Origin of the sequence: Bacillus thuringiensis (genome assembly GCF_001455345.1) — a bacterium.
Lineage (GTDB): Bacteria > Bacillota > Bacilli > Bacillales > Bacillaceae_G > Bacillus_A > Bacillus_A thuringiensis_N.
This window is the reverse complement of sequence record NZ_CP013274.1, coordinates 97817-121710: the sequence shown is the minus strand read 5'-3', so window position 1 is coordinate 121710 and position 23894 is coordinate 97817. Positions and strand designations below refer to the sequence as shown.

The following is a 23894-nucleotide window of genomic DNA, read 5'->3' as shown; positions in this document are numbered from 1 at the left end:
CTTCCTTCGCCAAATTAACCTATTTTTATATTTAAAAAAAAGGGCCATGACCAGTTTCTTGAAAAGAACTGTCCTGCCCTTTTAATTATCATTATACTAACTCGATAATTACCATTGGTGCTGCGTCTCCGCGACGTGGACCAATTTTTGCAATACGAGTGTATCCGCCTTGGCGCTCAGCATAGCGTGGAGCTACATCAGCGAATAATTTTTGAAGTGCATCTTGACCAGTCTCAGCGTTAGCTACTTCATTGCGAATGAAAGCTGCTGCTTGACGACGAGCATGAAGATCTCCGCGTTTACCTAAAGTGATCATTTTTTCCACTACAGAACGAAGTTCTTTTGCACGAGTTTCTGTCGTTTGGATGCGCTCGTTGATAATTAAATCAGTAGCTAAGTCACGTAACATAGCTTTACGTTGCGCACTTGTACGGCCTAATTTTCTGTATGCCATTCGTAGTTCCCTCCTTTGTTGATGGGTTTAAATCCTCAGTCGTCTTTACGTAAACCTAAACCTAATTCCTCAAGTTTATGTTTAACTTCTTCTAAGGATTTACGTCCTAAGTTACGAACTTTCATCATATCTTCTTCTGTTTTGTTCGCAAGCTCTTGTACAGTATTAATTCCTGCACGTTTTAGGCAATTATAAGAACGAACAGAAAGATCTAGTTCTTCGATAGTCATCTCAAGAACTTTCTCTTTTTGATCTTCTTCCTTCTCGACCATAATCTCAGCATTTTGTGCTTCGTCAGTTAAACCAACAAAGATATTTAAATGCTCAGTTAAGATTTTGGCACCTAAAGAGATAGCTTCTTTTGGCCCGATGCTTCCATCCGTCCATACATCAAGCGTAAGCTTATCATAATTAGCCACTTGTCCGACACGTGTCTTTTCCACTTGGTAAGTCACACGTGATACCGGAGTATAAATAGAATCAATAGGAATTACTCCTATTGGTTGATCTTCGCTTTTATTTGCATCAGCTGGCGTATACCCACGGCCACGCTTTGCAGTTAAACGCACGCGGAAATGCGCATCTTTTGCTAACGTTGCAATGTGTAAATCTGGATTTAAGATTTCTACATCACTATCGTGAGTAATATCAGCAGCTGTGACAATACCTTCGCCCTGCACATCAATTTCCAACGTCTTCTCTTCTTCAGAGTAGATTTTAAGAGCTAACTTTTTCAAGTTTAAGATGATCGTCGTAACGTCTTCTACTACGCCCTCAACTGTTGAAAATTCATGTAATACGCCATCGATTTGGATAGCAGTAACAGCGGCACCAGGGAGTGAGGATAAAAGAATACGACGTAAGGAGTTACCCAAAGTAGTACCATATCCACGCTCAAGCGGTTCAATTACGAATTTACCATATTTAGCATCTTCGTTAAGTTCAACCGTTTCGATTTTCGGCTTTTCGATTTCAATCATTAACTAAACCCTCCTTCAAAACGTCGAAACCCCGGTTAAACAAAGGTATAACCTCTGTTTAACCGAAAGTCCCCCTTAGGCAGTTCCCGATTGTGCACAACAAGCGATGTTTCTGTACGAAATTTCTCGATAATGCATCATATCCATTATAGACAAAAGGGAAAATTCTATACAGAAAAATTACACACGACGACGTTTTGGCGGACGACATCCATTATGAGGAACTGGAGTAACATCTCTAATTGCTGTTACTTCTAGACCTGCAGCTTGAAGAGCACGAATTGCAGCTTCACGACCAGCACCAGGACCTTTAACAGTAACCTCTAAAGTTTTTAAACCGTGCTCCATTGCAACTTTAGCAGCAGCTTCAGCAGCCATTTGCGCAGCGAATGGAGTAGATTTACGAGATCCACGGAAACCAAGTGCACCAGCACTAGACCAAGAAAGTGCGTTACCGTGAGTATCTGTAAGTGTTACGATTGTGTTGTTGAAAGTAGAACGAATATGAGCTATACCAGCTTCGATATTCTTTTTCACACGTTTTTTACGAGTGTTTGTTTTACGTGCCATTGTTAGTTCAACCTCCTTTACTTATTATTTCTTTTTATTTGCTACTGTACGACGTGGACCTTTACGTGTACGAGCATTGTTTTTAGAGTTTTGACCACGAACTGGTAAGCCACGACGGTGACGAAGACCACGGTAAGAACCGATCTCCATTAGACGTTTAATGTTAAGAGATACTTCACGACGAAGGTCTCCCTCAACTTTAATACGATCGATGATATCACGGATACGTCCTAATTCGTCTTCCGTTAAATCACGAACTCGTGTTTCTGAAGAAATACCAGCTTCAGTAAGAATTTTTTCAGCAGTTGTGCGACCAATGCCGAATACGTAAGTTAAAGAAATAACAACGCGTTTGTCTCGAGGAATATCTACACCTGCGATACGTGCCATTCTGAATGCACCTCCTTCTGATTAACCTTGTTTTTGTTTATGTTTAGGGTTTTCACAAATAACCATTACTTTTCCACGTCTACGAATAACTTTACATTTTTCGCAGATTGGTTTAACTGACGGTCTTACTTTCATGTCTCGAACCTCCTTAAAGATTACGGAGTGCTATATTATTTAAAACGGTACGTAATACGACCACGATTTAAATCGTACGGAGATAATTCTACCGTAACTTTGTCTCCTGGTAAAATACGAATGAAGTTCATACGGATTTTACCAGAAACGTGAGCCAATACGACATGCCCATTCTCTAATTCTACTTTGAACATAGCATTTGGCAACGTTTCAAGAACGGTACCTTCGACTTCAATTACATCATCTTTAGCCATTCAATAGTTCTCCCTTCATCAAATCAGTAACATTTTACACTGCTCTGAAATCCCGGAGAGCCAGCTACTTATAAAGTGGTAAGGATTTCGTATCCTGCTTCTGTAAGAGCAATCGTGTGCTCAAAATGGGCACACCATTTACCATCTACCGTTACCACTGTCCAGTCATCAGATAGTGTTTTTACATATCGTCTTCCTTGATTCACCATCGGCTCAACACAGATGACCATTCCCGGCTTTAATCTAGGGCCTCTATTTGGTGGACCATAGTGCGGGATTTGAGGGTCCTCATGTAAGTCTTGCCCGATTCCGTGACCAACATACTCCCTAACGATCGAGAATCCATTCTCTTCAGCATGGGTTTGAACCGCATGTGAGATATTTGATAATCTTTCGCCTGGTTTTACTTGTTCTAGACCAAGATACAACGATTTTTCTGTGACATCAAGTAGCTTTTGAACAGATTCAGAAATGTTTCCAACTGGATACGTCCATGCAGAATCTCCATGGTACCCATTGTATTTCGCACCAATATCGATACTGATGATATCGCCCTCTTTGAGCTTGCGCTTCCCTGGAATTCCGTGTACAAGCTCTTCATTTACAGAAGCACATATGCTCCCCGGAAATCCGTTGTATCCTTTAAAAGATGGCGTAGCACCATATTTTTGAATCGTCTTTTCCGCTATTTGATCGAGCTCTTTCGTTGTAATTCCTGGAGTAATGTGCTGTTTCAACTCTTGATGAGTTAAAGCAACGATCCTGCCAGCTTCTCGCATGATTTCTATCTCGCGAGGAGTTTTGCAGATTATCATTACGCTAAGCCTCCGATGAGAACATCGATATCAGCAAATACTTTATTGATATCTTGCTCACCATTAATGCTTTCTAAGTAACCAAGCTCCTCATAGAAATCAAGCAAAGGTTTTGTTTGCTTAATATTTACATCTAAACGATTTGCTACAGTTTCTTCATTGTCATCAGAGCGTTGGTATAATTCGCCACCACATTTATCGCACACATCAGCTTTCGCTGGTGGATTGAATTCTAAGTGGTAAGTCGCACCGCACTCTTTACAAATGCGACGGCCTGTAAGACGTTTTAATAACAACCCTGAATCCACATTAATGTTTAAAACATAGTCGATTTTTTTGCCAAGATCTTTCATAATTTCTTCAAGAGCTGATGCTTGTGCAACAGTTCGTGGGAAACCGTCTAGTAAGAATCCTCTTACGCAGTCTTCTTGGCTTAAACGATCACGAACGATTCCGATTGTAACTTCATCTGGGACAAGAGCACCTTTATCAATAAAAGATTTAGCTTGTAAACCCATTTCAGTTTCAGCCTTCATAGCTGCACGGAACATATCTCCTGTTGAAATGTGAGGGATGTTATACTTGGCAACAATCTGTTCGGCTTGTGTACCTTTACCAGCACCAGGAAGCCCCATTAAAATTAAGTTCATCCTTGTTCCCCCTCAGAGTACATGAGCATGTAGGGAAGACACTTCTTCCCACTTACTCACTGCTTGATAAACCCTTTGTAATGGCGTTTTACCAGTTGGCTTTCTAGCTGCTTCATTGTTTCTAAAGCAACGCCGACAACGATTAACATACTCGTTCCACCAATCTGTGCAGATGGAGGAAGATTTCCCAATTTCGTAAAGATAACTGGTAAGATTGCAATCGCTGCTAGGAAAATTGATCCTACAAAGGTCAAACGATACAAGATTTTTGTTAGATATTGTTCCGTATTCTTACCCGGACGAATACCTGGAACATATCCACCTTGCTTGTTTAGATTCTCTGACATTTGCTCTGGATTAACCTGAACAAACGCATAGAAATATGTGAAGGCTACAATGAGCGCAACATATATGATCATTCCCACTGGGTGAGAATAGTTAAAGTTTGCAATAATCCACTGCGATACATCATGTTTCGGGAAGAACTGTGCAATAGTTGGTGGTGTAATTAAGAATGAAACAGCAAAAATGACTGGAATAACACCCGCACTATTTACCTTAAGTGGTAAATGAGTGTTTTGTGCTCCAGCATGATTCCCATTCGCTCCTGTTACACGCTTCGCATATTGAATTGGGATCTTTCTAACAGCTTGTTGAATGAAAATAACACCCACAATAACTGCTAGCACAGCTAGTAAGATCAATGCAACTTTAACGATACTCATGAACAATTGATCTCCGATATTTTGAAACTGTTGCTGATACACTTGAGATATAACACTTGGGATCGCTGCGGCAATACCACCAAAGATAAGGATGGAAATACCATTACCTACACCTTTAGCTGTAATCTGTTCACCTAACCACATTAAAAATGCAGTACCAGCAGTCAGTACCGTAGCAATGTATAAATAAGTGCTCCAACCAGGATTCAAAATTAATTGCCCACCTACCATACCGTTAAAACCGATTGACATACCAAACCCCTGAATAAACGCAAGAACAATTGTAAAATAACGCGTGAATTGCGTTAGCTTACGACGGCCCATTTCACCTTGCTTCGACCATTCCGAAAATTTAGGAACAACATCCATCTGCAATAATTGCACGATGATGGATGCTGTAATATACGGCATGATTCCCATCGCAAAGATGGAGAAGTTTTTCAAGGCTCCACCGCCAAATGTATTTAGAATACCTAAAGCATTTAATTGATCTTGTGCTTTCAGTACGTCTCCATTTGTAAATGGCACGGGGATAAACGTGCCAATCCTGAATACGATTAACATCGCTAAAGTGAATAATATTTTACGTCTTATCTCAGCAACGCGCATAAAGTTGGAGATTGTACGAAACATTAGATCACCTCAACTGATCCGCCAGCTGCTTCAATTGCTTCTTTAGCACTTGAAGAGAACTTGTGCGCTTTAACAGTTAGTTTTTTCTCTACTGCGCCGCTTGCAAGAATTTTAACACCGTCGTTTAACTTGCTGATAACGCCAGTTTCCAGCAATAATTCAGGTGTTACTTCTGTACCATCTTCAAAACGATTTAACGTTGATAAGTTTACAATAGCAAACTCTTTACGGTTAATGTTTGTGAAGCCGCGTTTTGGTAAACGACGGAATAATGGAGTTTGACCACCTTCGAAGCCAAGACGAACACCGCCACCAGAACGTGCGTTTTGTCCTTTATGACCTTTACCAGCAGTTTTACCGTTACCAGAACCGATACCACGACCGACACGGTTACGTACTTTACGAGAACCTTCTGCAGGTTTTAATTCATGAAGTTTCATTCCCAGGCACCTCCTTATATTAATGAGTTATCCTTAAGCTTCTTTTACAGTTATAAGGTGAGAAACTTTGTTGATCATACCAAGAATAGCAGGAGTTTCTTCCTTAACTACAGTTGAATTCAACTTTTTAAGACCTAAAGCTTCTACCGTCGCACGTTGATCTTGTGGACGACCAATTACACTACGAGTGAGGGTAATTTCTAACTTTTTCGCCATTTGTTTTCCCTCCTTAACCTAGTAGCTCTTCTACAGATTTACCGCGTAATTTTGCAACATCTTCAGCGCGCTTAAGTTCGCTTAATCCGTTCACAGTAGCGCGAATCATGTTGATTGGTGTGTTAGAACCAAGAGATTTCGAAAGAATATCTTGTACACCAGCTAATTCAAGAACCGCACGAACAGGTCCACCAGCAATAACACCAGTACCTTCAGCAGCAGGTTTTAAGAATACTTCACCAGCTCCAAAGTGACCGTTGATTGTGTGAGGAATTGTTGTACCAACTAATGGTACAGCGATTAAGTTTTTCTTAGCGTCTTCGATAGCTTTGCGAATTGCGTCTGGTACCTCTTGTGCTTTACCAGTACCGAATCCAACATGACCGTTTTTATCGCCAACTACAACTAGTGCAGCAAAGCGGAAACGACGACCACCCTTAACAACTTTCGCGACACGATTTATCGTAACTACACGTTCTTCAAGTTCTAATTTACTTGGGTCAATGCGATGCATCAATTTTCCCTCCTTTGACCATTAAAATTGTAATCCAGCCTCACGAGCAGCTTCAGCTAGAGCTTTAACACGGCCATGGTATAAGTAACCACCGCGATCAAATACTACTTCTTTAACGCCTTTCTCTACAGCACGCTTAGCAACTGATTCTCCAACTTTCGTAGCAGCTTCAGTGTTGCTAGTACCGTTAAGAGCAAGGTCTTTATCAAGAGTAGATGCACTTACTAACGTTACACCATTCACATCGTCAATAACTTGAGCGTAAATATGTTGGTTAGAACGGAACACGTTTAAACGTGGACGCTCTGCAGTACCAGTAAGTTTAGCACGTACACGTGCATGTCTTTTCTTACGAGTCGCATTTTTATCAGCTTTAGTGATCATTTTCTTGTCACTCCTTTCTCTCACCTAACGGGTTTACTTAGCAGTTTTACCTTCTTTACGACGAACAACTTCGCCTTCGTAACGAATACCTTTACCTTTATAAGGCTCAGGAGCACGTACAGCACGGATGTTAGCAGCAAATTCGCCAACACGTTGCTTGTCGATACCTTTGATTACGATTTTAGTTGGTGCAGGTACTTCAACTTCAAGACCTGCTTCCGGAGTCATTTCTACTGGATGAGAATAACCTACGCTTAATACAAGTTTATCACCTTGTTTTTGAGCACGGTAACCAACACCGACTAATTCAAGTCCGCGTGCGAAACCTGCAGTTACACCTTCAACCATGTTTCCGATTAAAGCACGAGTTGTACCGTGTAATGCACGGTGTTCCTTCTGTTCAGATGGACGCTCAACTGTTAATGTATTCTCTTCAATTTTGATAAGCATATCAGCATTGAAAGTACGAGTTAATTCACCTTTAGGGCCTTTTACTGTTACAGTATTGTCTTCTGCAACTGTAATAGTAACACCTGCAGGGATTTCAAGAATCTTTTTACCAATACGAGACATGTGGTCACACCTCCGTTCGTTTTAAATATATATTACCAAACGTATGCTACTACTTCTCCACCAGTTTGTAATTGACGAGCGTCTTTGTCTGTCATTACTCCCTTAGATGTAGAAACAAGAGCGATACCTAATCCGTTAAGTACACGTGGTACTTCATCAGCTTTAGCGTAAACGCGTAAGCCAGGTTTACTGATACGTTTTAATCCAGTGATTACACGTTCATTGTTTGCACCATATTTCAGGAAAATACGAAGGATACCTTGTTTGTTATCCTCGATGTATTCTACATCACGAATGAAACCTTCACGTTTTAAAAGTTCAGCGATCTCTTTTTTGATTTTAGAAGCAGGAACCTCTAATTTCTCATGACGTACCATGTTCGCATTACGGATGCGAGTAAGCATGTCTGCAATTGGATCTGTCATCACCATGTGTTTTACCTCCTTCCCATTTGTGGGTTTTACCAACTAGCTTTTTTAACACCAGGAATTTGACCTTTATATGCAAGTTCACGGAAACAAATACGGCAAAGTTTAAATTTGCGGTATACAGAATGCGGACGACCGCAGCGTTCGCAACGTGTATACTCTTGTACTTTAAACTTAGGAGTACGCTTTTGTTTCGCTATCATAGATTTTTTAGCCACGTTTTCGCCTCCTCTACTTAGCGTTGGCTTCCATTATTTTTGGAATGGCATACCGAATTGTGTTAAAAGTTCACGAGCTTCTTCATCAGTTTTCGCTGTAGTAACGATTACGATGTCCATACCGCGGACTTTGCTTACTTTATCATAATCAATCTCAGGGAAAATAAGTTGCTCTTTAACACCTAATGTATAGTTTCCACGACCATCGAATGATTTCTTAGAAACACCACGGAAATCACGTACACGTGGTAAAGAAACTGATACTAATTTGTCGAAGAACTCATACATTTGCTCGCCGCGTAAAGTTACTTTCGCACCGATAGGCATACCTTCACGAAGACGGAAACCAGCGATTGATTTTTTAGCACGAGTTACAACAGGTTTTTGACCTGCGATTTGTGTTAATTCTTCTACTGCATTGTCTAAAGCTTTTGAGTTAGATACCGCGTCACCAACACCAGTGTTGATTACGATCTTTTCGATTTTCGGTACTTCCATCACAGATTTATAGTTAAACTTGCTCACTAGAGCAGGAGTAATTTCCTTTTGGAACTTCTCTTTAAGGCGATTCAATGAAGTGACCTCCTTTCTTAAGAAAATTATTTATCTAATAATTCACCAGATTTTTTTGCAATACGAACTTTTTTACCATCTTCTACTTTGAAGCCTACGCGAGTAGGTTCACCTGTTTTCGGATCTAAAATCATAACGTTAGAAACGTGAATAGGTGCTTCTTTAGTAATAATTCCACCTTGTGGATTTAATTGAGATGGCTTAGAGTGCTTCTTAACGATATTGACACCCTCAACGATAACACGGTTTTGCTTTGGGAAAGCCACAAGGATAACGCCTTGTTTTCCTTTGTCTTTACCAGTGATTACCTGTACTTTATCACCTTTTTTTACATGCATCTTAATTCTGCACCTCCTTAGCAAGGCAATACCTTAAATTATAGAACTTCTGGAGCTAAAGAAACGATCTTCATGAAGTTGCTATCACGTAATTCACGAGCTACTGGTCCGAAGATACGAGTACCACGTGGGCTCTTATCGTCTTTAATGATAACCGCTGCGTTTTCATCAAATTTGATGTAAGAACCGTCCGGACGACGAGCTCCGCTCTTCGTACGTACCACTACTGCTTTAACAACGTCACCTTTTTTAACAACGCCACCTGGTGTTGCTTGTTTTACCGTAGCAACGATAATATCACCAATGTTAGCATATTTACGACCAGAGCCGCCTAATACTTTAATTGTTAAAAGTTCACGTGCACCAGAGTTGTCAGCAACTTTCAAACGAGATTCTTGTTGGATCATGTTATGAAACCTCCCTTCGGACTAAAAATTCCGATTCGTCTATTTAGATAATAACCGCTTCTTCAACGATTTCAACTAAACGGAAACGCTTAGTAGCAGAAAGCGGGCGAGTTTCCATGATTTTAACGATATCGCCAAGTTTCGCTTGGTTTTGCTCATCATGGGCTTTGTACTTCTTAGAATACTTAACACGTTTTCCGTACAAGGAATGAGTTTTGTAAGTTTCAACTAAAACTGTAATCGTTTTGTCCATTTTGTCAGACACTACACGACCAGTATAAACTTTGCGTTGGTTACGTTCGCTCACTATGCAAACCTCCCCTCAATTTATCGATTAATTCCGATCTCTCTTTCACGAACTACAGTTTTCATACGAGCAATTGCTTTACGCACTTCACGAATGCGAGTTGGATTCTCTAATTGTCCTGTAGCAAGTTGGAAGCGAAGATTAAACAACTCTTCCTTTAAAGCTTTAACTTTTGTTTCGATTTCGGCAGTGGTTAATTCACGAATATCATTAGTTTTCATTAGATTCACCACCATTTTCTTCACGTTTTACGAATTTACATTTCACAGGTAACTTGTGAGCTGCAAGACGTAATGCTTCGCGTGCTACCTCTTCAGATACACCCGCGATTTCGAACATAATTTTCCCAGGTTTTACTACTGCTACCCAGCCTTCTGGTGCCCCTTTACCGGAACCCATACGTACTTCTAGAGGTTTTGCAGTGTAAGGTTTAGAAGGGAAAATTTTAATCCATACTTTACCGCCACGTTTCATGTAACGAGTCATTGCACGACGAGCAGCTTCGATTTGACGGTTTGTAATCCATGAAGCAGCTTGTGCTTGTAAACCGAATTCACCGAAAGCAATTTCAGTTCCACCTTTAGCACGACCACGCATTTTACCACGATGCTCTCTACGATATTTTACGCGTTTTGGCATTAACATATTATTTTCCTCCTTCCTCAGAAGCTTTCTTTTTTGTAGGAAGGACTTCTCCACGGTAGATCCATACTTTTACGCCTAATTTACCGTATGTTGTATCAGCTTCAACTGCTGCATAGTCAATATCAGCGCGAAGTGTATGAAGTGGAACAGTTCCTTCACTGTAAGATTCTGCACGAGCGATATCAGCTCCGCCAAGACGACCAGAAACCTGTGTTTTAATACCTTTAGCACCTGCACGCATAGCACGTTGAATAACTTGCTTTTGTGCACGACGGAATGATACACGGTTTTCTAATTGACGAGCGATGTTTTCGCCTACTAATTTAGCGTTAAGATCAGCTCTCTTAACTTCTAAAATGTTGATGTGTACACGCTTGCCTGTTAATTGGTTAAGAGCTTTACGAAGTGCTTCAACTTCAGTACCACCTTTACCAATTACCATACCAGGTTTTGCAGTGTGAATTGTAACATTTACACGATTTGCTGCACGTTCGATTTCTACTTTAGCAACAGCAGAATCTTTTAAGCGTACATTAATGTACTCACGGATTTTGATGTCTTCATGTAATAATGTAGCGTAATCTTTCTCAGCGAACCAACGAGATTCCCAATCACGAATAACGCCGACACGAAGACCAATTGGATTAACCTTTTGACCCATCGATTATCCCTCCTTCTTTTCTGATACCACAACTGTGATGTGGCTTGTGCGTTTGTTAATTTGGCTTGCACGACCCATTGCACGTGGACGGAAACGTTTTAACGTTGGACCTTCGTCAACGAAAACTTTTTCAACAACTAGGTTGTTAATATCCATCTCATAATTGTGCTCTGCATTTGCGATTGCAGATTTTAAAACTTTCTCTACAACTGGAGAAGCAGTTTTTGGTGTGTGGTTAAGGATAGCAATCGCTTCACCCACTTGCTTACCTCGGATTAAGTCTACTACTAAACGAACTTTACGAGGAGCAATACGAACTGTTCTCGCTACTGCTTTAGCTTGCATTGAAGTGCCTCCTCTCATTATCTTCTAGTTTTCTTATCGTCAGCAAGGTGACCTTTATACGTACGAGTTGGTGCGAATTCACCTAACTTATGGCCAACCATATCCTCAGTGATGTACACAGGTACGTGTTTACGACCATCATATACAGCGATTGTGTGTCCGATGAACTGAGGGAAGATTGTTGAACGGCGAGACCAAGTTTTAACAACTTGTTTTTGCTCAGATGCAACTAATTTTTCCATTTTGCTCATTAAGTGATCATCGACAAATGGTCCTTTTTTTAAGCTACGAGCCATTTTGGTGCCTCCCTTCGTGATTGGCGTACGGTTCTAGAAATGAACCGTACTACAATCCCATTATTTTTTACGACGACGAACGATGAATTTGTCAGACGCTTTGTTTTTCTTACGAGTCTTGAATCCAAGAGTTGGTTTACCCCATGGAGACATTGGAGACTTACGTCCGATTGGAGAACGTCCTTCACCACCACCGTGTGGGTGATCAACCGGGTTCATTACAGAACCACGAACTGTTGGGCGTTTACCTAACCAGCGAGAGCGACCTGCTTTACCGATTTTGATAAGTTCGTGTTGTTCGTTACCTACTTGACCGATTGAAGCGCGACAAGCAGATAATACAAGACGTACTTCACCAGAAGTTAAACGTACAAGTACGTATTTACCTTCTTTACCAAGTACTTGAGCAGATGTACCAGCAGAACGAACTAATTGTCCGCCACGACCAGGCTTAAGCTCGATGTTATGAACAACAGTACCTACTGGAATGTTGATTAATGGTAATGCGTTACCGATTTTAATGTCAGCTTCTGGGCCAGACATAACTTCCATACCTACTTCTAAAGATTTAGGAGCAAGAATGTAACGTTTTTCACCGTCAACGTAGTTAATTAATGCGATATTCGCAGAGCGGTTTGGATCGTATTCGATCGTAGCAACGCGTCCTGGAATTCCATCTTTGTTACGCTTAAAGTCGATGATACGGTATTGACGCTTATGTCCGCCACCTTGATGACGTACAGTAATTTTACCTTGGTTATTACGACCAGCCTTCTTGCTTAAAGGAGCAAGTAATGACTTTTCGGGTCTGTCAGTCGTGATTTCAGCGAAATCATTCGTAGTCATATTACGACGACCGTTAGTAGTTGGATTATACTTTTTAATTCCCATCTCAATTTCCCTCCTTCTTTAGTAAGAATTAAACGCCTTGGAAGATTTCGATTTCTTTGCTGTCAGCAGTTAGCTTAACGATTGCTTTACGACGACGGCTAGTAAAACCAGCGTGACGACCAACGCGTTTTGCTTTCGGCTTGTAGTTCATGATGTTCACTTTTTCTACTTTAACACCAAAGATCGCTTCAAGAGCATCTTTAACTTCTGTTTTATTAGATTTAACGTCCACATCGAACGTGTATTTTTTTTCAGCCATCATTTCCATAGAACGTTCAGTGATAACTGGGCGCTTAATGATATCACGAGGATCTCTCATTATGCAAGCACCTCCTCTACTTTTTCCACTGCCGCTTTTGTCATGATTAGCTTATCATGATGAAGCACGTCTAAAACGTTTACGCCATCAGCAGTGATTACTGTTACTCCAGGGATATTGCGAGCAGATAACTCTACAGATTCGTTTGCATCAGCAGTTACGATAAGAGCTTTCTTCTCAACAGTTAATCCTTTAAGTACTGCTAGCATGTCTTTTGTTTTTGGTGCATTTAACACTAGGTCTTCAAGAACTACAATGTTGTTCTCAACTACTTTAGTAGCTAATGCAGATTTGATTGCTAAACGACGAACTTTCTTAGGAAGTTTGTACGCATAGCTTCTTGGTGTAGGTCCGAATACCGTACCACCACCACGCCATTGAGGAGAGCGGATAGACCCTTGACGAGCACGTCCAGTTCCTTTTTGACGCCATGGTTTACGACCACCACCACGAACTTCAGAGCGAGTTTTTACTTTGTGTGTACCTTGACGTAAAGATGCACGTTGCATCATTACAGCTTCGAAAAGTACAGCTTCATTTGGTTCGATACCGAAAATAGCTTCAGCTAATTCGATTTCACCAACCTGTGAACCAGTTTGGTTATATACAGTAACTTTTGGCATTGGAATTCCTCCTTCCTATTGTGAATTATTTGCTAACCTTCACAGCGCCTTGAACAACTACAAGAGATTTCTTAGCACCTGGAACGTTACCTTTTACTAATAATAAGTTGCGCTCAGTGTCAACTTGAACGATTTCTAAGTTTTGGATAGTAACTTGGTCTCCACCCATACGTCCAGCAAGTTTTTTGCCTTTGAATACACGGTTCGGAGCAACTGGGCCCATTGAACCTGGACGACGGTGATAGCGAGAACCATGAGACATAGGTCCGCGAGATTGACCGTGGCGTTTGATAACACCTTGGAAACCTTTACCTTTAGAAATTCCTGTTACATCAACGATTTCACCTGTAGCGAATACGTCAACTTTTACCTCTTGACCAACCTCTAATCCGTCCACGTCTGCATCGCGGATTTCGCGAATGAAGCGCTTAGGAGTTGTAGATGCTTTGGCAGTGTGGCCTTGTTCAGGTTTGTTAGTTAACTTTTCACGTTTATCTTCAAATCCTAACTGGATTGCATTGTAGCCATCAGTTTCAGTTGTTTTCTTTTGAAGAACAACGTTTGGATTAGCAGCGATAACTGTTACTGGGATTAACTCACCGTTCTCAGCAAATACTTGAGTCATACCGATCTTTCTTCCTAAGATTCCTTTGGTCATGAGTTACACCTCCTACATTTTTAAGTTATATAAATTATAGTTTGATTTCGATATCTACACCAGATGGTAAGTCTAAACGCATTAATGAATCTACTGTTTGTGGAGTAGGACTCACGATGTCGATTAGACGTTTGTGCGTGCGCATTTCGAATTGCTCACGAGAATCTTTGTACTTATGAACAGCACGAAGAATTGTGTAAACAGTCTTCTCAGTTGGTAATGGGATCGGACCAGAAACTGTTGCCCCAGAACGCTTAGCTGTTTCTACAATTTTCTCAGCTGACTGATCAAGAATACGGTGATCGTAAGCTTTTAAACGGATACGAATTTTTTCTTTTGCCATTATTTTCCCTCCTTCGTTCGCCTATTTCTAAAATAGACCTTCTCCATGGAAATTTCCCCACACCATGCCATGGCAAAGCGGCCGGGTGTGTCAGCAACCTTCCACTTCATCGCAGTCAAAGACCAACATTGTTTATTATACAATGTTATTCGTCTAGATGCAAGCATCTTTTTGTTTGCATCTGCTTTTCTCTACTTTTGCTATTATACATGGCACTTTAAAGAATTTCAAGTTTTCATCTACCAGAATTGATTTTACAGTTTCTGGATTTATTTTTATTGCTTTTTTATATACTATAGAAGAAACTCGTCAAAGCATAAAAATATAATTCATTCATTATATAAAGTGAAACTTTGATCATTAGGGTTTTGTTCATCCCCCCAATGATTATTAATTGAACCATTAAGGCACACTCATTAAAGCGTGACAATGGCAAACAAAAACCCCGAGGGAAAATCCCTCGGGGTTTTTTATATCAGTTAAGATTACTCAACGATAGTAGCAACTACACCGTAACCTACTGTACGTCCACCTTCACGAATAGAGAATTTAGTTCCCTCTTCGATAGCGATTGGAGCGATAAGTTCGATAGTCATTTCGATGTTGTCACCAGGCATTACCATTTCAGTACCTTCTGGTAATTGGATGATACCAGTTACGTCAGTTGTACGGAAGTAGAACTGAGGACGGTAGTTAGCGAAGAATGGAGTGTGACGTCCACCTTCTTCTTTAGATAATACGAAAACTTCAGCTTTGAATTTAGCGTGAGCTTTTACAGAACCGCTTTTTGCAAGTACTTGTCCACGTTGGATGTCTTCACGAGCAACCCCACGAAGTAAAGCACCGATGTTGTCTCCAGCTTGAGCTTGGTCAAGAAGTTTACGGAACATCTCTACACCAGTTACAGTTGTAGAAGCATTTTCTTCAGCAAGACCGATGATTTCTACTACGTCACCAACTTTAACGATACCGCGCTCAACACGACCAGTAGCAACTGTACCACGACCTGTGATAGAGAATACATCCTCTACAGGCATTAAGAATGGTTTGTCAGTTTCACGTTCTGGAGTTGGGATGTAAGCATCAACTTCAGCCATTAATTCAATGATTTTTGCTTCCCAATCAGCTTCTCCTTGAAGAGCTTTAAGAGCAGAACCTTTGATTACAGGAATGTCATCGCCTGGGAATCCGTATTCAGATAATAGGTCGCGAACTTCCATTTCTACTAATTCTAATAATTCTTCGTCGTCTACCATGTCGCATTTGTTTAAGAATACAACGATGTAAGGAACACCTACTTGACGAGAAAGAAGGATGTGCTCACGTGTTTGAGGCATTGGGCCATCAGCAGCAGATACTACTAAGATACCGCCGTCCATTTGAGCAGCACCAGTGATCATGTTTTTAACATAGTCAGCGTGACCTGGGCAGTCAACGTGTGCATAGTGACGAGTTTCAGTTTCGTACTCAACGTGTGCAGTTGAGATTGTGATACCGCGCTCTCTTTCTTCTGGAGCAGCATCGATTTGATCGTATCCGCGTGCTTCAGCACCACCAGCTTTTGCAAGAACTGTAGTGATCGCAGCAGTTAATGTAGTTTTACCATGGTCAACGTGGCCGATTGTACCGATGTTAACATGGGGTTTAGAACGTTCGAATTTAGCTTTAGCCATTCTAAATTCCTCCTTAGTTTATATAGGTTATTTTATATTTAGTCTAGAAAGTGAAACTTGCGTCCCACTTTCTAAGCTTACATAAGTAGTTATACTTGAACAATCGATAAAAATCAATTATTCACCTTTATTTTTTTTAATAATTTCTTCTGAAACAGACTTTGGTACTTCTTCATAATGATCAAATGTCATTGAGAATGTTCCGCGTCCTTGAGTGTTAGAACGTAATGACGTTGCATAACCGAACATTTCAGAAAGTGGAACCATAGCGCGAACAACTTGAGCGTTACCGCGAGCTTCCATACCTTCTACACGTCCACGACGAGATGTTACGTCACCCATAATGTCACCCATGTACTCTTCAGGAATTACAACTTCAACTTTCATCATTGGCTCAAGAATTACTGGGCTACATTTAGAAACCGCAGCTTTAAGTGCCATAGATGCAGCGATTTTGAACGCCATCTCAGATGAATCGACATCATGGTAAGATCCGTCAACTAATGCAGCTTTAATGTCAACTAGTGGATAACCAGCTAGTACACCATTTTTAAGTGCATCTTCAAGACCTGCTCCAACAGCTGGGATGTATTCACGAGGAACTACACCACCGACGATCTTGTTTTCGAATTCGAATCCTTTACCTTCTTCGTTAGGTTCAAACTCAATCCAAACGTGTCCGAATTGTCCACGTCCACCAGATTGACGAGCGAACTTACCTTCAACTTTCGCAGCAGCGCGGAAAGTCTCACGGTATGCTACCTGAGGAGCACCAACGTTTGCTTCAACTTTGAATTCACGGCGCATACGGTCAACGATGATATCAAGGTGAAGTTCACCCATACCAGCGATGATTGTTTGGCCAGTTTCTTGGTCAGTGTGAGCACGGAATGTTGGATCTTCTTCAGAAAGCTTAGATAATGCTGTACCCATTTTATCTTGGTCAGCTTTTGATTTTGGTTCGATAGCTACAGAGATAACTGGCTCTGGGAATTCCATAGACTCAAGGATAACAAGGCTCTTCTCGTCACAAAGAGTATCACCAGTAGTAGTATCTTTTAAACCTACAGCAGCAGCGATATCACCAGCGTAAACTGTTGAGATCTCTTCACGGCTGTTAGCGTGCATTTGTAGGATACGACCTACACGCTCACGCTTACCTTTAGTTGAGTTTTTCACGTATGATCCAGAGTTTAACACACCAGAGTACACACGGAAGAACGTTAACTTACCAACATAAGGGTCAGTCATGATTTTGAATGCTAAAGCTGCGAATGGTTCTTCATCGCTAGACTTACGTTCTACTTCTTCATCTGTGTCCGGAAGAGTACCTTTAATAGCAGGTACGTCTAATGGAGATGGTAGGTAGTCGATAACTGCGTCTAACAGAATTTGAACACCTTTATTTTTGAATGCAGAACCACAGATTACTGGGAAGAATTCTACAGAAGTTGTAGCCTTACGGATACCAGCTTTAAGCTCTTCTACAGTGATTTCTTCACCTTCTAGGTACTTCATCATCATTTCTTCATCAAGCTCAGCTACCGCTTCAATAAGCTTTCCACGGTATTCTTCAGCTAATTCTTTGTGCTCTTCAGGAATTTCAACACGTTGAATGTCTGTTCCTAAATCGTTACCGTACATGTAAGCACATTCTTCAACAAGGTCAATGATACCATTGAACTCATCTTCAGCACCGATTGGTAACTGAATTGGGTGTGCGTTTGCTTGTAAACGATCGTGGATTGTTCCTACAGAGTATAAGAAGTCTGCACCGATTTTATCCATTTTGTTAACGAATACGATACGAGGTACGCCGTAAGTAGTAGCCTGACGCCAAACAGTTTCTGTTTGTGGTTCTACACCAGATTGTGCATCAAGTACTGCTACCGCGCCATCAAGTACGCGTAAAGAACGTTCTACTTCTACTGTGAAGTCTACGTGACCTGGAGTGTCAATGATGTTTACACGATGACCTTTCCATTGTGCTGTAGTTGCAGCAGAAGTAATTGTGATACCACGCTCTTGCTCTTGCTCCATCCAGTCCATCTGAGATGCACCTTCGTGAGTTTCACCGATTTTATGAATACGTCCTGTGTAATACAGAATACGCTCAGTTGCTGTTGTTTTACCAGCATCGATGTGAGCCATGATACCAATATTACGAGTGTTTTCTAAAGAGAACTCTCTTGCCATTTGGTGTCTTGCTCCTTCCATATATGGATTGGATTTTTTTATTTTAAGTAGCAAAAAAGCCACTTTATATTGTTACACATGTCAGTATGTCCAGTACCCTCATTATGTAAAACGAGCGCCCAACGAAAGGGAGAGGCATTCTCCCTCTCCACACTTCCATAAGCGACAAATAAAGCGGTTTATGCTTACATTTATTTTACGTTGAATCCTACCAACGGTAATGAGCAAATGCTTTGTTAGCTTCTGCCATTTTATGAGTGTCTTCACGTTTCTTAACAGATGCACCAGCATTGTTAGCTGCATCTAAGATTTCGTTAGCAAGACGCTCTTCCATAGTTTTTTCACCACGAAGACGAGCGTAGTTTACTAACCAACGAAGACCTAAAGTTGTACGGCGTTCTGGACGAACCTCAACTGGAACTTGGTAGTTAGCACCACCAACACGACGAGCGCGTACTTCAAGAACAGGCATAATGTTCTTAAGAGCTTGCTCGAATACTTCCATTGGTTCTTTACCAGAACGTTCGTTTACGATATCGAACGCATTATAAAGAATTGTTTGAGATTTACCTTTTTTACCGTCAACCATCATTTTGTTGATAAGGCGTGTTACTAGCTTCGAATTGTACATTGGATCTGGTAACACGTCACGTTTCGCAACAGGACCTTTACGAGGCATATTGAGTTCCTCCTTTCATTTTAAAGTTATTATTTTTTAGCAGGTTTTGGTCTCTTAGTACCATATTTAGAACGTCCTTGCATACGTTTGTCAACACCAGCTGTGTCAAGCGCACCACGAACGATGTGGTAACGTACCCCCGGTAAATCCTTTACACGACCACCGCGAATTAATACTACGCTATGCTCTTGTAGGTTATGACCGATACCTGGGATGTAAGCTGTAACCTCGATACCATTTGTTAAACGTACACGAGCGTATTTACGTAACGCTGAGTTAGGTTTCTTTGGAGTCATTGTACCAACACGAGTACATACACCACGTTTTTGAGGTGCAGAGATATCAGTTGATTTTTTCTTTAAAGAGTTAAATCCTTTGTTTAACGCAGGTGATTTAGATTTCCATACTTTATCAGTACGACCATTTCTCACTAATTGGTTAATAGTAGGCATTTGATTATCCTCCCTTCGCATGTTTGTATGACCACATATCCAGGTGGTTCATTATTAGTTGAAAACAAAGTTTTTGCAAGGGAGAGCAAATGCTCTCTCCTCACAAAAACAGTTTTAACTTATTATTCCTATTGCTGAAGCTCCCACTTGAATCCCCGAAACTTTTCCAAGCTTACGAACTGATTCAACTTTAGTTATGGGTATGTTATGTTGCAAAGCAGTACGAATAATAATATGGGTTAACCGCACATCAGCATCTTCCGCAATGACAACTTCTTTAACTATACCATTTTTGATTGCTTCCAATGTGCGTTTATGACCAACGACTACATTTTCAGCATTTGACACTTTTTGATAAGACATATAAATATCCTCCAAAGCATCGTTCAGGAGCAACCTTGATTATAGTAACATTTTGACTCATACAATGTCAACTAGGATTAACTGTTTTTATACAAAATTTACGACGGAAAATTTTACTGTTCCACATAAACTTCATCGTTTTCTACATTCATGTCATCTTGTGTTGTTTTAACAAGATCCACTTTGCGATAACGATTCATACCTGTTCCAGCAGGAACAAGTTTACCGATAATAACATTTTCTTTCAATCCTAGAAGCTCATCGCGTTTACCCTTAATTGCTGCATCAGTTAAGACACGAGTTGTTTCTTGGAACGATGCTGCAGATAAGAATGAATCTGTTTCAAGTGAAGCTTTTGTAATACCAAGTAGAACAGGTCTAGCTGTTGCTGGTTGTTTACCTTGCAGTAACACCTTCGCGTTCGCATCAGTAAACTGATGGATATCTAGTAATGTTCCTGGTAATACATCTGTTTCACCTGCATCACTTACACGAACTTTACGTAACATTTGACGTACCATTACTTCTACGTGTTTGTCACCAATTTCTACCCCTTGCATACGGTATACTTTTTGAACTTCACGTAATAAGTACTCTTGAACCGCCGTAATGTCCGTTACTTTTAGTAATTCTTTCGGATCAATAGAACCTTCTGTTAACTCTTTACCGTGGCTAATTTGCTGTCCTGGAGTTACTTTCAGACGAGCACCGTAAGGAATAGCGTACGTACGAGCTTCAACTTCACCCTGTACAACTACTTCTTGGCGATCCTTAACATCGTTGATCGCTGCGATAACACCGTCGATTTCACTGATAACTGCCTGACCTTTCGGATTACGAGCTTCGAAGATCTCTTGGATACGAGGTAAACCTTGAGTGATATCATCTCCGGCAACCCCACCTGTATGGAACGTACGCATCGTTAACTGTGTACCTGGCTCACCGATAGATTGAGCTGCGATAATACCTACCGCTTCCCCTACTTCTACGTCTGTTCCAGTTGCTAAGTTACGACCGTAACACTTCTTACATACACCATGGCGAGTGTTACACGTAAACGCTGAACGAATGTTTACAGTTTCAACACCCGAATTTTCAACGATATGAGCGATATCTTCAGTAATTAATTGATTTTCAGCAACTAATACTTCACCTGTTTCAGGATGTTTTACAGTTTTTCTTGCAAAACGCCCAACAAGACGATCATATAATGACTCAATAACTTCATTACCCTCTTTAATCGCACCAATTAATAAACCGCGATCTGTTCCACAATCATCTTCACGAACGATTACATCTTGTGCAACGTCAACAAGACGACGTGTTAAGTAACCAGAATCGGCAGTTTTTAGTGCTGTATCGGCAAGACCTTTACGCGCACCATGCGTAGAGATGAAGTACTCAAGTACTGTTAAACCTTCACGGAAACTTGATTTGATTGGAAGTTCAATGATACGACCAGATGGATTGGCCATCAGACCACGCATACCAGCAAGCTGAGTAAAGTTCGATGCGTTACCACGGGCACCGGAATCACTCATCATGAAGATTGGGTTGCGTTTATTCAAGGACTTCATCAGTTTTCCTTGGATAACATCTTTTGCATTACTCCAAATAGAGATAACGCGATCGTAACGTTCTTCTTCCGTGATTAAACCGCGACGGAATTGTTTAATTACATTATCTACTTTTGCTTGTGCTTCATGGAGAATTTCATCTTTTTCGCCTAATACAAGAATGTCAGATACCCCAACTGTAATACCAGCTTTTGTAGAGTACTTGAATCCTAAGTTTTTCATACGGTCAAGCATGCGAGACGTTTCTGTAATTTTGAAACGTTTAAACACTTCCGCAATGATGTTACCAAGGATTTTCTTGCTGAATGGCGCCACTTCTTCGCGACTAGCAATAATTTCTTTAATGTTCGCACCTTTTTCAACGAAATACTTCGCCGGTGTTTCTTTTTCAAGGTTTGAATTTGTTGGCTCGTTAATATAAGGGAACGACTCTGGTAAGATTTCGTTAAATATTAATTTACCAACTGTTGTTAATAGAAGCATACTCTTTTGCTCTTCAGTAAATGTCGCGTTGTTTACTGCACTTGCAGCTACTGCAACACGTGTATGAAGATGCACATATCCATTTTGGTATGCAAGTAATGCTTCGTTTGCATCTTTGAAGACCATACCTTCACCGATTGCGCCTTCACGCTCAAGTGTTAAGTAGTAGTTACCTAATACCATATCCTGAGATGGAGTAACAACTGGTTTACCGTCTTTCGGGTTCAAGATGTTTTGTGCCGCTAACATAAGAAGACGAGCTTCAGCTTGTGCTTCTGATGATAAAGGTACGTGAACGGCCATTTGGTCACCGTCAAAGTCCGCGTTGTATGCAGTACATACAAGTGGGTGAAGACGGATTGCGCGACCTTCTACTAATGTAGGTTCAAACGCCTGAATACCAAGACGGTGAAGTGTTGGTGCGCGGTTTAGAAGTACTGGATGTTCTTTAATCACAGATTCTAAAACGTCCCAAACTTCAGGTTGTACACGCTCGATTTTACGTTTCGCACTCTTAATGTTGTGTGCTAATCCTTTTTCAACTAACTCTTTCATTACGAAAGGTTTGAACAGTTCAAGCGCCATTTCTTTCGGTAATCCACATTGGTACATCTTTAAGTTCGGTCCTACAACGATTACAGAACGGCCAGAGTAGTCAACACGTTTACCTAATAAGTTTTGACGGAAACGTCCTTGTTTACCTTTAAGCATGTGAGATAGTGATTTTAATGGACGGTTACCTGGTCCAGTTACTGGACGGCCACGGCGACCATTATCGATTAATGCGTCTACAGCTTCTTGTAACATACGTTTTTCGTTTTGAACGATGATGCTTGGTGCACCTAAGTCCAATAGACGTTTTAAACGATTATTACGGTTAATTACACGACGGTATAAGTCGTTTAAGTCAGAAGTAGCAAAACGTCCACCGTCCAACTGTACCATTGGGCGTAGTTCTGGTGGGATAACTGGAAGAACATCTAGGATCATCCAAGATGGGTGATTTCCAGAGTTACGGAATGCTTCTAATACTTCTAGACGTTTAATAGCACGAGTACGGCGTTGTCCTTGTGCTGTTTTTAATTCTTCTTTTAAGAAGTCTACTTCTTTATCTAAATCGATGTCTTGTAGTAGCTTTTTAATCGCTTCTGCACCCATAGCAGCTTGGAATGTGCTACCATATCGATCACGATATGCACGGTATTCTTTTTCAGAAAGTAATTGCTTCTTATCAAGTGGTGTATCTCCACTTTCTGTTACAACATAAGAAGCGAAATAAATTACTTCTTCAAGCGCGCGAGGGGACATGTCTAAGACAAGTCCCATGCGGCTCGGGATACCTTTGAAATACCAAATATGAGATACAGGAGCAGCTAATTCGATATGACCCATACGTTCACGACGAACCTTTGCACGCGTTACTTCAACGCCACATCGATCACAAACTACACCTTTATAACGTACACGTTTGTATTTTCCGCAATGACATTCCCAGTCCTTTTGTGGTCCGAAAATACGCTCACAGAACAAGCCATCTTTTTCAGGCTTTAACGTACGATAGTTAATTGTTTCTGGTTTCTTAACTTCACCGTATGACCAAGAACGAATCTTGTCAGGTGAAGCAAGTCCAATCTTCATATATTCAAAGTTATTTACATCTATCAAGGGGCCTACCTCCCTTTTAGT

Annotated in this window: 36 protein-coding genes; all 36 read right to left on the bottom strand. The window is 40.8% G+C overall.

Features of this window, described 5'->3' with window-relative positions; all coding sequences use genetic code 11:
* Nucleotides 1-91: 91 nt before the first annotated feature.
* Nucleotides 92-454, bottom strand: a complete 363-nt coding sequence (gene rplQ / locus ATN06_RS00910; protein ID WP_000331490.1) for a 50S ribosomal protein L17 — start codon at nt 452-454, stop codon at nt 92-94.
* A 35-nt stretch (nt 455-489) separates the two neighbouring features.
* On the bottom strand, nt 490-1434 hold the full coding sequence (locus tag ATN06_RS00905) for a DNA-directed RNA polymerase subunit alpha (protein WP_000569643.1): 945 nt from the start codon (nt 1432-1434) through the stop codon (nt 490-492).
* A 180-nt stretch (nt 1435-1614) separates the two neighbouring features.
* Entirely contained in the window at nt 1615-2004 is a 390-nt protein-coding gene (rpsK, locus tag ATN06_RS00900; RefSeq protein WP_000101797.1) for a 30S ribosomal protein S11, read from the bottom strand.
* A gap of 24 nt (nt 2005-2028) precedes the next feature.
* Complete coding sequence (gene rpsM, locus ATN06_RS00895) at nt 2029-2394, bottom strand: 30S ribosomal protein S13 (RefSeq protein WP_000090790.1); 366 nt, start codon at nt 2392-2394, stop codon at nt 2029-2031.
* Between the two features lie 21 nt (nt 2395-2415).
* Nucleotides 2416-2529 (bottom strand): 50S ribosomal protein L36, encoded by a 114-nt coding sequence (gene rpmJ, locus ATN06_RS00890; RefSeq protein WP_000868344.1) that lies wholly within the window; start codon nt 2527-2529, stop codon nt 2416-2418.
* A gap of 35 nt (nt 2530-2564) precedes the next feature.
* The gene (infA, locus tag ATN06_RS00885; RefSeq protein WP_001029884.1) at nt 2565-2783 is read right to left on the bottom strand and encodes a translation initiation factor IF-1; all 219 of its coding nucleotides are present in this window, start codon (nt 2781-2783) and stop codon (nt 2565-2567) included.
* Nucleotides 2784-2851: 68 nt separating this feature from the next.
* The gene (map, locus tag ATN06_RS00880; protein WP_000582539.1) at nt 2852-3598 is read right to left on the bottom strand and encodes a type I methionyl aminopeptidase; all 747 of its coding nucleotides are present in this window, start codon (nt 3596-3598) and stop codon (nt 2852-2854) included.
* The gene (locus ATN06_RS00875; protein WP_060629213.1) at nt 3598-4248 is read right to left on the bottom strand and encodes an adenylate kinase; all 651 of its coding nucleotides are present in this window, start codon (nt 4246-4248) and stop codon (nt 3598-3600) included. The genes map and ATN06_RS00875 overlap by 1 nt, the downstream gene beginning before the upstream one ends.
* Before the next feature lie 56 nt (nt 4249-4304).
* On the bottom strand, nt 4305-5606 hold the full coding sequence (gene secY / locus ATN06_RS00870) for a preprotein translocase subunit SecY (RefSeq protein WP_060629212.1): 1302 nt from the start codon (nt 5604-5606) through the stop codon (nt 4305-4307).
* Nucleotides 5606-6046, bottom strand: coding sequence for a 50S ribosomal protein L15 (rplO, locus tag ATN06_RS00865; protein WP_000766080.1), 441 nt, complete (start codon nt 6044-6046; stop codon nt 5606-5608). Before rplO ends, secY begins: the two co-directional genes overlap by 1 nt.
* Nucleotides 6047-6079: 33 nt before the next feature.
* Nucleotides 6080-6262, bottom strand: coding sequence for a 50S ribosomal protein L30 (gene rpmD, locus ATN06_RS00860; RefSeq protein WP_001085231.1), 183 nt, complete (start codon nt 6260-6262; stop codon nt 6080-6082).
* A 13-nt stretch (nt 6263-6275) separates the two neighbouring features.
* Complete coding sequence (rpsE, locus tag ATN06_RS00855) at nt 6276-6776, bottom strand: 30S ribosomal protein S5 (RefSeq protein WP_000554646.1); 501 nt, start codon at nt 6774-6776, stop codon at nt 6276-6278.
* 21 nt (nt 6777-6797) lie between these two features.
* Nucleotides 6798-7160 (bottom strand): 50S ribosomal protein L18, encoded by a 363-nt coding sequence (gene rplR / locus ATN06_RS00850; protein WP_000628818.1) that lies wholly within the window; start codon nt 7158-7160, stop codon nt 6798-6800.
* A gap of 33 nt (nt 7161-7193) precedes the next feature.
* On the bottom strand, nt 7194-7733 hold the full coding sequence (gene rplF, locus ATN06_RS00845; protein WP_000086556.1) for a 50S ribosomal protein L6: 540 nt from the start codon (nt 7731-7733) through the stop codon (nt 7194-7196).
* A gap of 32 nt (nt 7734-7765) precedes the next feature.
* Nucleotides 7766-8164: a 30S ribosomal protein S8 gene (rpsH, locus tag ATN06_RS00840; protein ID WP_000245511.1), complete on the bottom strand. Its 399-nt coding sequence runs from the start codon at nt 8162-8164 to the stop codon at nt 7766-7768.
* 29 nt (nt 8165-8193) lie between these two features.
* On the bottom strand, nt 8194-8379 hold the full coding sequence (gene rpsN, locus ATN06_RS00835) for a 30S ribosomal protein S14 (protein WP_001085700.1): 186 nt from the start codon (nt 8377-8379) through the stop codon (nt 8194-8196).
* 33 nt (nt 8380-8412) lie between these two features.
* Nucleotides 8413-8952 (bottom strand): 50S ribosomal protein L5, encoded by a 540-nt coding sequence (gene rplE / locus ATN06_RS00830; protein WP_001080829.1) that lies wholly within the window; start codon nt 8950-8952, stop codon nt 8413-8415.
* A gap of 26 nt (nt 8953-8978) precedes the next feature.
* Nucleotides 8979-9290, bottom strand: coding sequence for a 50S ribosomal protein L24 (rplX, locus tag ATN06_RS00825; RefSeq protein WP_000558200.1), 312 nt, complete (start codon nt 9288-9290; stop codon nt 8979-8981).
* Nucleotides 9291-9328: 38 nt separating this feature from the next.
* Nucleotides 9329-9697, bottom strand: a complete 369-nt coding sequence (gene rplN, locus ATN06_RS00820; protein WP_000615912.1) for a 50S ribosomal protein L14 — start codon at nt 9695-9697, stop codon at nt 9329-9331.
* A gap of 43 nt (nt 9698-9740) precedes the next feature.
* Entirely contained in the window at nt 9741-10004 is a 264-nt protein-coding gene (gene rpsQ, locus ATN06_RS00815) for a 30S ribosomal protein S17 (RefSeq protein WP_000004106.1), read from the bottom strand.
* Nucleotides 10005-10024: 20 nt separating this feature from the next.
* On the bottom strand, nt 10025-10225 hold the full coding sequence (gene rpmC, locus ATN06_RS00810) for a 50S ribosomal protein L29 (RefSeq protein ID WP_000855718.1): 201 nt from the start codon (nt 10223-10225) through the stop codon (nt 10025-10027).
* The gene (gene rplP, locus ATN06_RS00805) at nt 10215-10649 is read right to left on the bottom strand and encodes a 50S ribosomal protein L16 (protein WP_000928969.1); all 435 of its coding nucleotides are present in this window, start codon (nt 10647-10649) and stop codon (nt 10215-10217) included. The genes rpmC and rplP overlap by 11 nt, the downstream gene beginning before the upstream one ends.
* 1 nt (nt 10650) lies before the next feature.
* Nucleotides 10651-11310 carry a 30S ribosomal protein S3 gene (gene rpsC, locus ATN06_RS00800; protein WP_000529956.1) on the bottom strand — a complete coding sequence of 220 codons (660 nt, stop codon included), beginning with the start codon at nt 11308-11310 and terminating at the stop codon, nt 10651-10653.
* Nucleotides 11311-11313: 3 nt separating this feature from the next.
* Nucleotides 11314-11655 (bottom strand): 50S ribosomal protein L22, encoded by a 342-nt coding sequence (rplV, locus tag ATN06_RS00795; RefSeq protein WP_001148024.1) that lies wholly within the window; start codon nt 11653-11655, stop codon nt 11314-11316.
* Between the two features lie 17 nt (nt 11656-11672).
* Nucleotides 11673-11951, bottom strand: coding sequence for a 30S ribosomal protein S19 (rpsS, locus tag ATN06_RS00790; protein ID WP_000124454.1), 279 nt, complete (start codon nt 11949-11951; stop codon nt 11673-11675).
* 60 nt (nt 11952-12011) lie between these two features.
* Entirely contained in the window at nt 12012-12842 is an 831-nt protein-coding gene (gene rplB / locus ATN06_RS00785; RefSeq protein WP_000511583.1) for a 50S ribosomal protein L2, read from the bottom strand.
* Nucleotides 12843-12870: 28 nt separating this feature from the next.
* Nucleotides 12871-13161: a 50S ribosomal protein L23 gene (gene rplW, locus ATN06_RS00780; RefSeq protein WP_001205558.1), complete on the bottom strand. Its 291-nt coding sequence runs from the start codon at nt 13159-13161 to the stop codon at nt 12871-12873.
* A complete protein-coding gene (rplD, locus tag ATN06_RS00775; RefSeq protein ID WP_001127258.1) occupies nt 13161-13784 on the bottom strand; it encodes a 50S ribosomal protein L4 in 624 nt (207 codons plus the stop codon). The genes rplW and rplD overlap by 1 nt, the downstream gene beginning before the upstream one ends.
* Nucleotides 13785-13809: 25 nt before the next feature.
* Nucleotides 13810-14442: a 50S ribosomal protein L3 gene (rplC, locus tag ATN06_RS00770; protein WP_000160207.1), complete on the bottom strand. Its 633-nt coding sequence runs from the start codon at nt 14440-14442 to the stop codon at nt 13810-13812.
* 34 nt (nt 14443-14476) lie between these two features.
* A complete protein-coding gene (gene rpsJ / locus ATN06_RS00765) occupies nt 14477-14785 on the bottom strand; it encodes a 30S ribosomal protein S10 (protein WP_001040596.1) in 309 nt (102 codons plus the stop codon).
* Between the two features lie 485 nt (nt 14786-15270).
* A complete protein-coding gene (tuf, locus tag ATN06_RS00760) occupies nt 15271-16458 on the bottom strand; it encodes an elongation factor Tu (RefSeq protein ID WP_001029614.1) in 1188 nt (395 codons plus the stop codon).
* Nucleotides 16459-16575: 117 nt separating this feature from the next.
* Entirely contained in the window at nt 16576-18654 is a 2079-nt protein-coding gene (gene fusA, locus ATN06_RS00755; RefSeq protein ID WP_060629211.1) for an elongation factor G, read from the bottom strand.
* A gap of 208 nt (nt 18655-18862) precedes the next feature.
* A complete protein-coding gene (gene rpsG / locus ATN06_RS00750; RefSeq protein WP_060629210.1) occupies nt 18863-19333 on the bottom strand; it encodes a 30S ribosomal protein S7 in 471 nt (156 codons plus the stop codon).
* 29 nt (nt 19334-19362) lie between these two features.
* Nucleotides 19363-19785: a 30S ribosomal protein S12 gene (gene rpsL / locus ATN06_RS00745; RefSeq protein ID WP_001142341.1), complete on the bottom strand. Its 423-nt coding sequence runs from the start codon at nt 19783-19785 to the stop codon at nt 19363-19365.
* A 114-nt stretch (nt 19786-19899) separates the two neighbouring features.
* The gene (locus tag ATN06_RS00740) at nt 19900-20148 is read right to left on the bottom strand and encodes a 50S ribosomal protein L7ae-like protein (protein ID WP_000121831.1); all 249 of its coding nucleotides are present in this window, start codon (nt 20146-20148) and stop codon (nt 19900-19902) included.
* Between the two features lie 113 nt (nt 20149-20261).
* Nucleotides 20262-23873 (bottom strand): DNA-directed RNA polymerase subunit beta', encoded by a 3612-nt coding sequence (gene rpoC / locus ATN06_RS00735; RefSeq protein WP_060629209.1) that lies wholly within the window; start codon nt 23871-23873, stop codon nt 20262-20264.
* Nucleotides 23874-23894: the final 21 nt, after the last annotated feature.

What these genes read in the sequence shown, in the direction of transcription:
- rplP (WP_000928969.1), bottom strand. Translation starts at nt 10,649, where the DNA reads ATGTTAATGCCAAAACGCGTAAAATATCGTAGAGAGCATCGTGGTAAA.
- rpsS (WP_000124454.1), bottom strand. Translation starts at nt 11,951, where the DNA reads ATGGCTCGTAGCTTAAAAAAAGGACCATTTGTCGATGATCACTTAATG.
- rpsH (WP_000245511.1), bottom strand. Translation starts at nt 8,164, where the DNA reads ATGGTGATGACAGATCCAATTGCAGACATGCTTACTCGCATCCGTAAT.
- rplQ (WP_000331490.1), bottom strand. Translation starts at nt 454, where the DNA reads ATGGCATACAGAAAATTAGGCCGTACAAGTGCGCAACGTAAAGCTATG.
- infA (WP_001029884.1), bottom strand. Translation starts at nt 2,783, where the DNA reads ATGGCTAAAGATGATGTAATTGAAGTCGAAGGTACCGTTCTTGAAACG.
- rplV (WP_001148024.1), bottom strand. Translation starts at nt 11,655, where the DNA reads ATGCAAGCTAAAGCAGTAGCGAGAACAGTTCGTATTGCTCCTCGTAAA.
- ATN06_RS00875 (WP_060629213.1), bottom strand. Translation starts at nt 4,248, where the DNA reads ATGAACTTAATTTTAATGGGGCTTCCTGGTGCTGGTAAAGGTACACAA.
- rpmC (WP_000855718.1), bottom strand. Translation starts at nt 10,225, where the DNA reads ATGAAAACTAATGATATTCGTGAATTAACCACTGCCGAAATCGAAACA.
- rplR (WP_000628818.1), bottom strand. Translation starts at nt 7,160, where the DNA reads ATGATCACTAAAGCTGATAAAAATGCGACTCGTAAGAAAAGACATGCA.
- rpsJ (WP_001040596.1), bottom strand. Translation starts at nt 14,785, where the DNA reads ATGGCAAAAGAAAAAATTCGTATCCGTTTAAAAGCTTACGATCACCGT.
- rplB (WP_000511583.1), bottom strand. Translation starts at nt 12,842, where the DNA reads ATGGGAATTAAAAAGTATAATCCAACTACTAACGGTCGTCGTAATATG.
- rpsK (WP_000101797.1), bottom strand. Translation starts at nt 2,004, where the DNA reads ATGGCACGTAAAACAAACACTCGTAAAAAACGTGTGAAAAAGAATATC.
- rplO (WP_000766080.1), bottom strand. Translation starts at nt 6,046, where the DNA reads ATGAAACTTCATGAATTAAAACCTGCAGAAGGTTCTCGTAAAGTACGT.
- fusA (WP_060629211.1), bottom strand. Translation starts at nt 18,654, where the DNA reads ATGGCAAGAGAGTTCTCTTTAGAAAACACTCGTAATATTGGTATCATG.
- rpsM (WP_000090790.1), bottom strand. Translation starts at nt 2,394, where the DNA reads ATGGCACGTATCGCAGGTGTAGATATTCCTCGAGACAAACGCGTTGTT.
- map (WP_000582539.1), bottom strand. Translation starts at nt 3,598, where the DNA reads ATGATAATCTGCAAAACTCCTCGCGAGATAGAAATCATGCGAGAAGCT.
- rplW (WP_001205558.1), bottom strand. Translation starts at nt 13,161, where the DNA reads ATGAGAGATCCTCGTGATATCATTAAGCGCCCAGTTATCACTGAACGT.
- rplX (WP_000558200.1), bottom strand. Translation starts at nt 9,290, where the DNA reads ATGCATGTAAAAAAAGGTGATAAAGTACAGGTAATCACTGGTAAAGAC.
- rpmJ (WP_000868344.1), bottom strand. Translation starts at nt 2,529, where the DNA reads ATGAAAGTAAGACCGTCAGTTAAACCAATCTGCGAAAAATGTAAAGTT.
- tuf (WP_001029614.1), bottom strand. Translation starts at nt 16,458, where the DNA reads ATGGCTAAAGCTAAATTCGAACGTTCTAAACCCCATGTTAACATCGGT.
- rplN (WP_000615912.1), bottom strand. Translation starts at nt 9,697, where the DNA reads ATGATCCAACAAGAATCTCGTTTGAAAGTTGCTGACAACTCTGGTGCA.
- rpsG (WP_060629210.1), bottom strand. Translation starts at nt 19,333, where the DNA reads ATGCCTCGTAAAGGTCCTGTTGCGAAACGTGACGTGTTACCAGATCCA.
- rpsC (WP_000529956.1), bottom strand. Translation starts at nt 11,310, where the DNA reads ATGGGTCAAAAGGTTAATCCAATTGGTCTTCGTGTCGGCGTTATTCGT.
- rpmD (WP_001085231.1), bottom strand. Translation starts at nt 6,262, where the DNA reads ATGGCGAAAAAGTTAGAAATTACCCTCACTCGTAGTGTAATTGGTCGT.
- rpsL (WP_001142341.1), bottom strand. Translation starts at nt 19,785, where the DNA reads ATGCCTACTATTAACCAATTAGTGAGAAATGGTCGTACTGATAAAGTA.
- secY (WP_060629212.1), bottom strand. Translation starts at nt 5,606, where the DNA reads ATGTTTCGTACAATCTCCAACTTTATGCGCGTTGCTGAGATAAGACGT.
- ATN06_RS00905 (WP_000569643.1), bottom strand. Translation starts at nt 1,434, where the DNA reads ATGATTGAAATCGAAAAGCCGAAAATCGAAACGGTTGAACTTAACGAA.
- ATN06_RS00740 (WP_000121831.1), bottom strand. Translation starts at nt 20,148, where the DNA reads ATGTCTTATCAAAAAGTGTCAAATGCTGAAAATGTAGTCGTTGGTCAT.
- rplC (WP_000160207.1), bottom strand. Translation starts at nt 14,442, where the DNA reads ATGACCAAAGGAATCTTAGGAAGAAAGATCGGTATGACTCAAGTATTT.
- rplD (WP_001127258.1), bottom strand. Translation starts at nt 13,784, where the DNA reads ATGCCAAAAGTTACTGTATATAACCAAACTGGTTCACAGGTTGGTGAA.
- rpsE (WP_000554646.1), bottom strand. Translation starts at nt 6,776, where the DNA reads ATGCATCGCATTGACCCAAGTAAATTAGAACTTGAAGAACGTGTAGTT.
- rplF (WP_000086556.1), bottom strand. Translation starts at nt 7,733, where the DNA reads ATGTCTCGTATTGGTAAAAAGATTCTTGAAATCCCTGCAGGTGTTACT.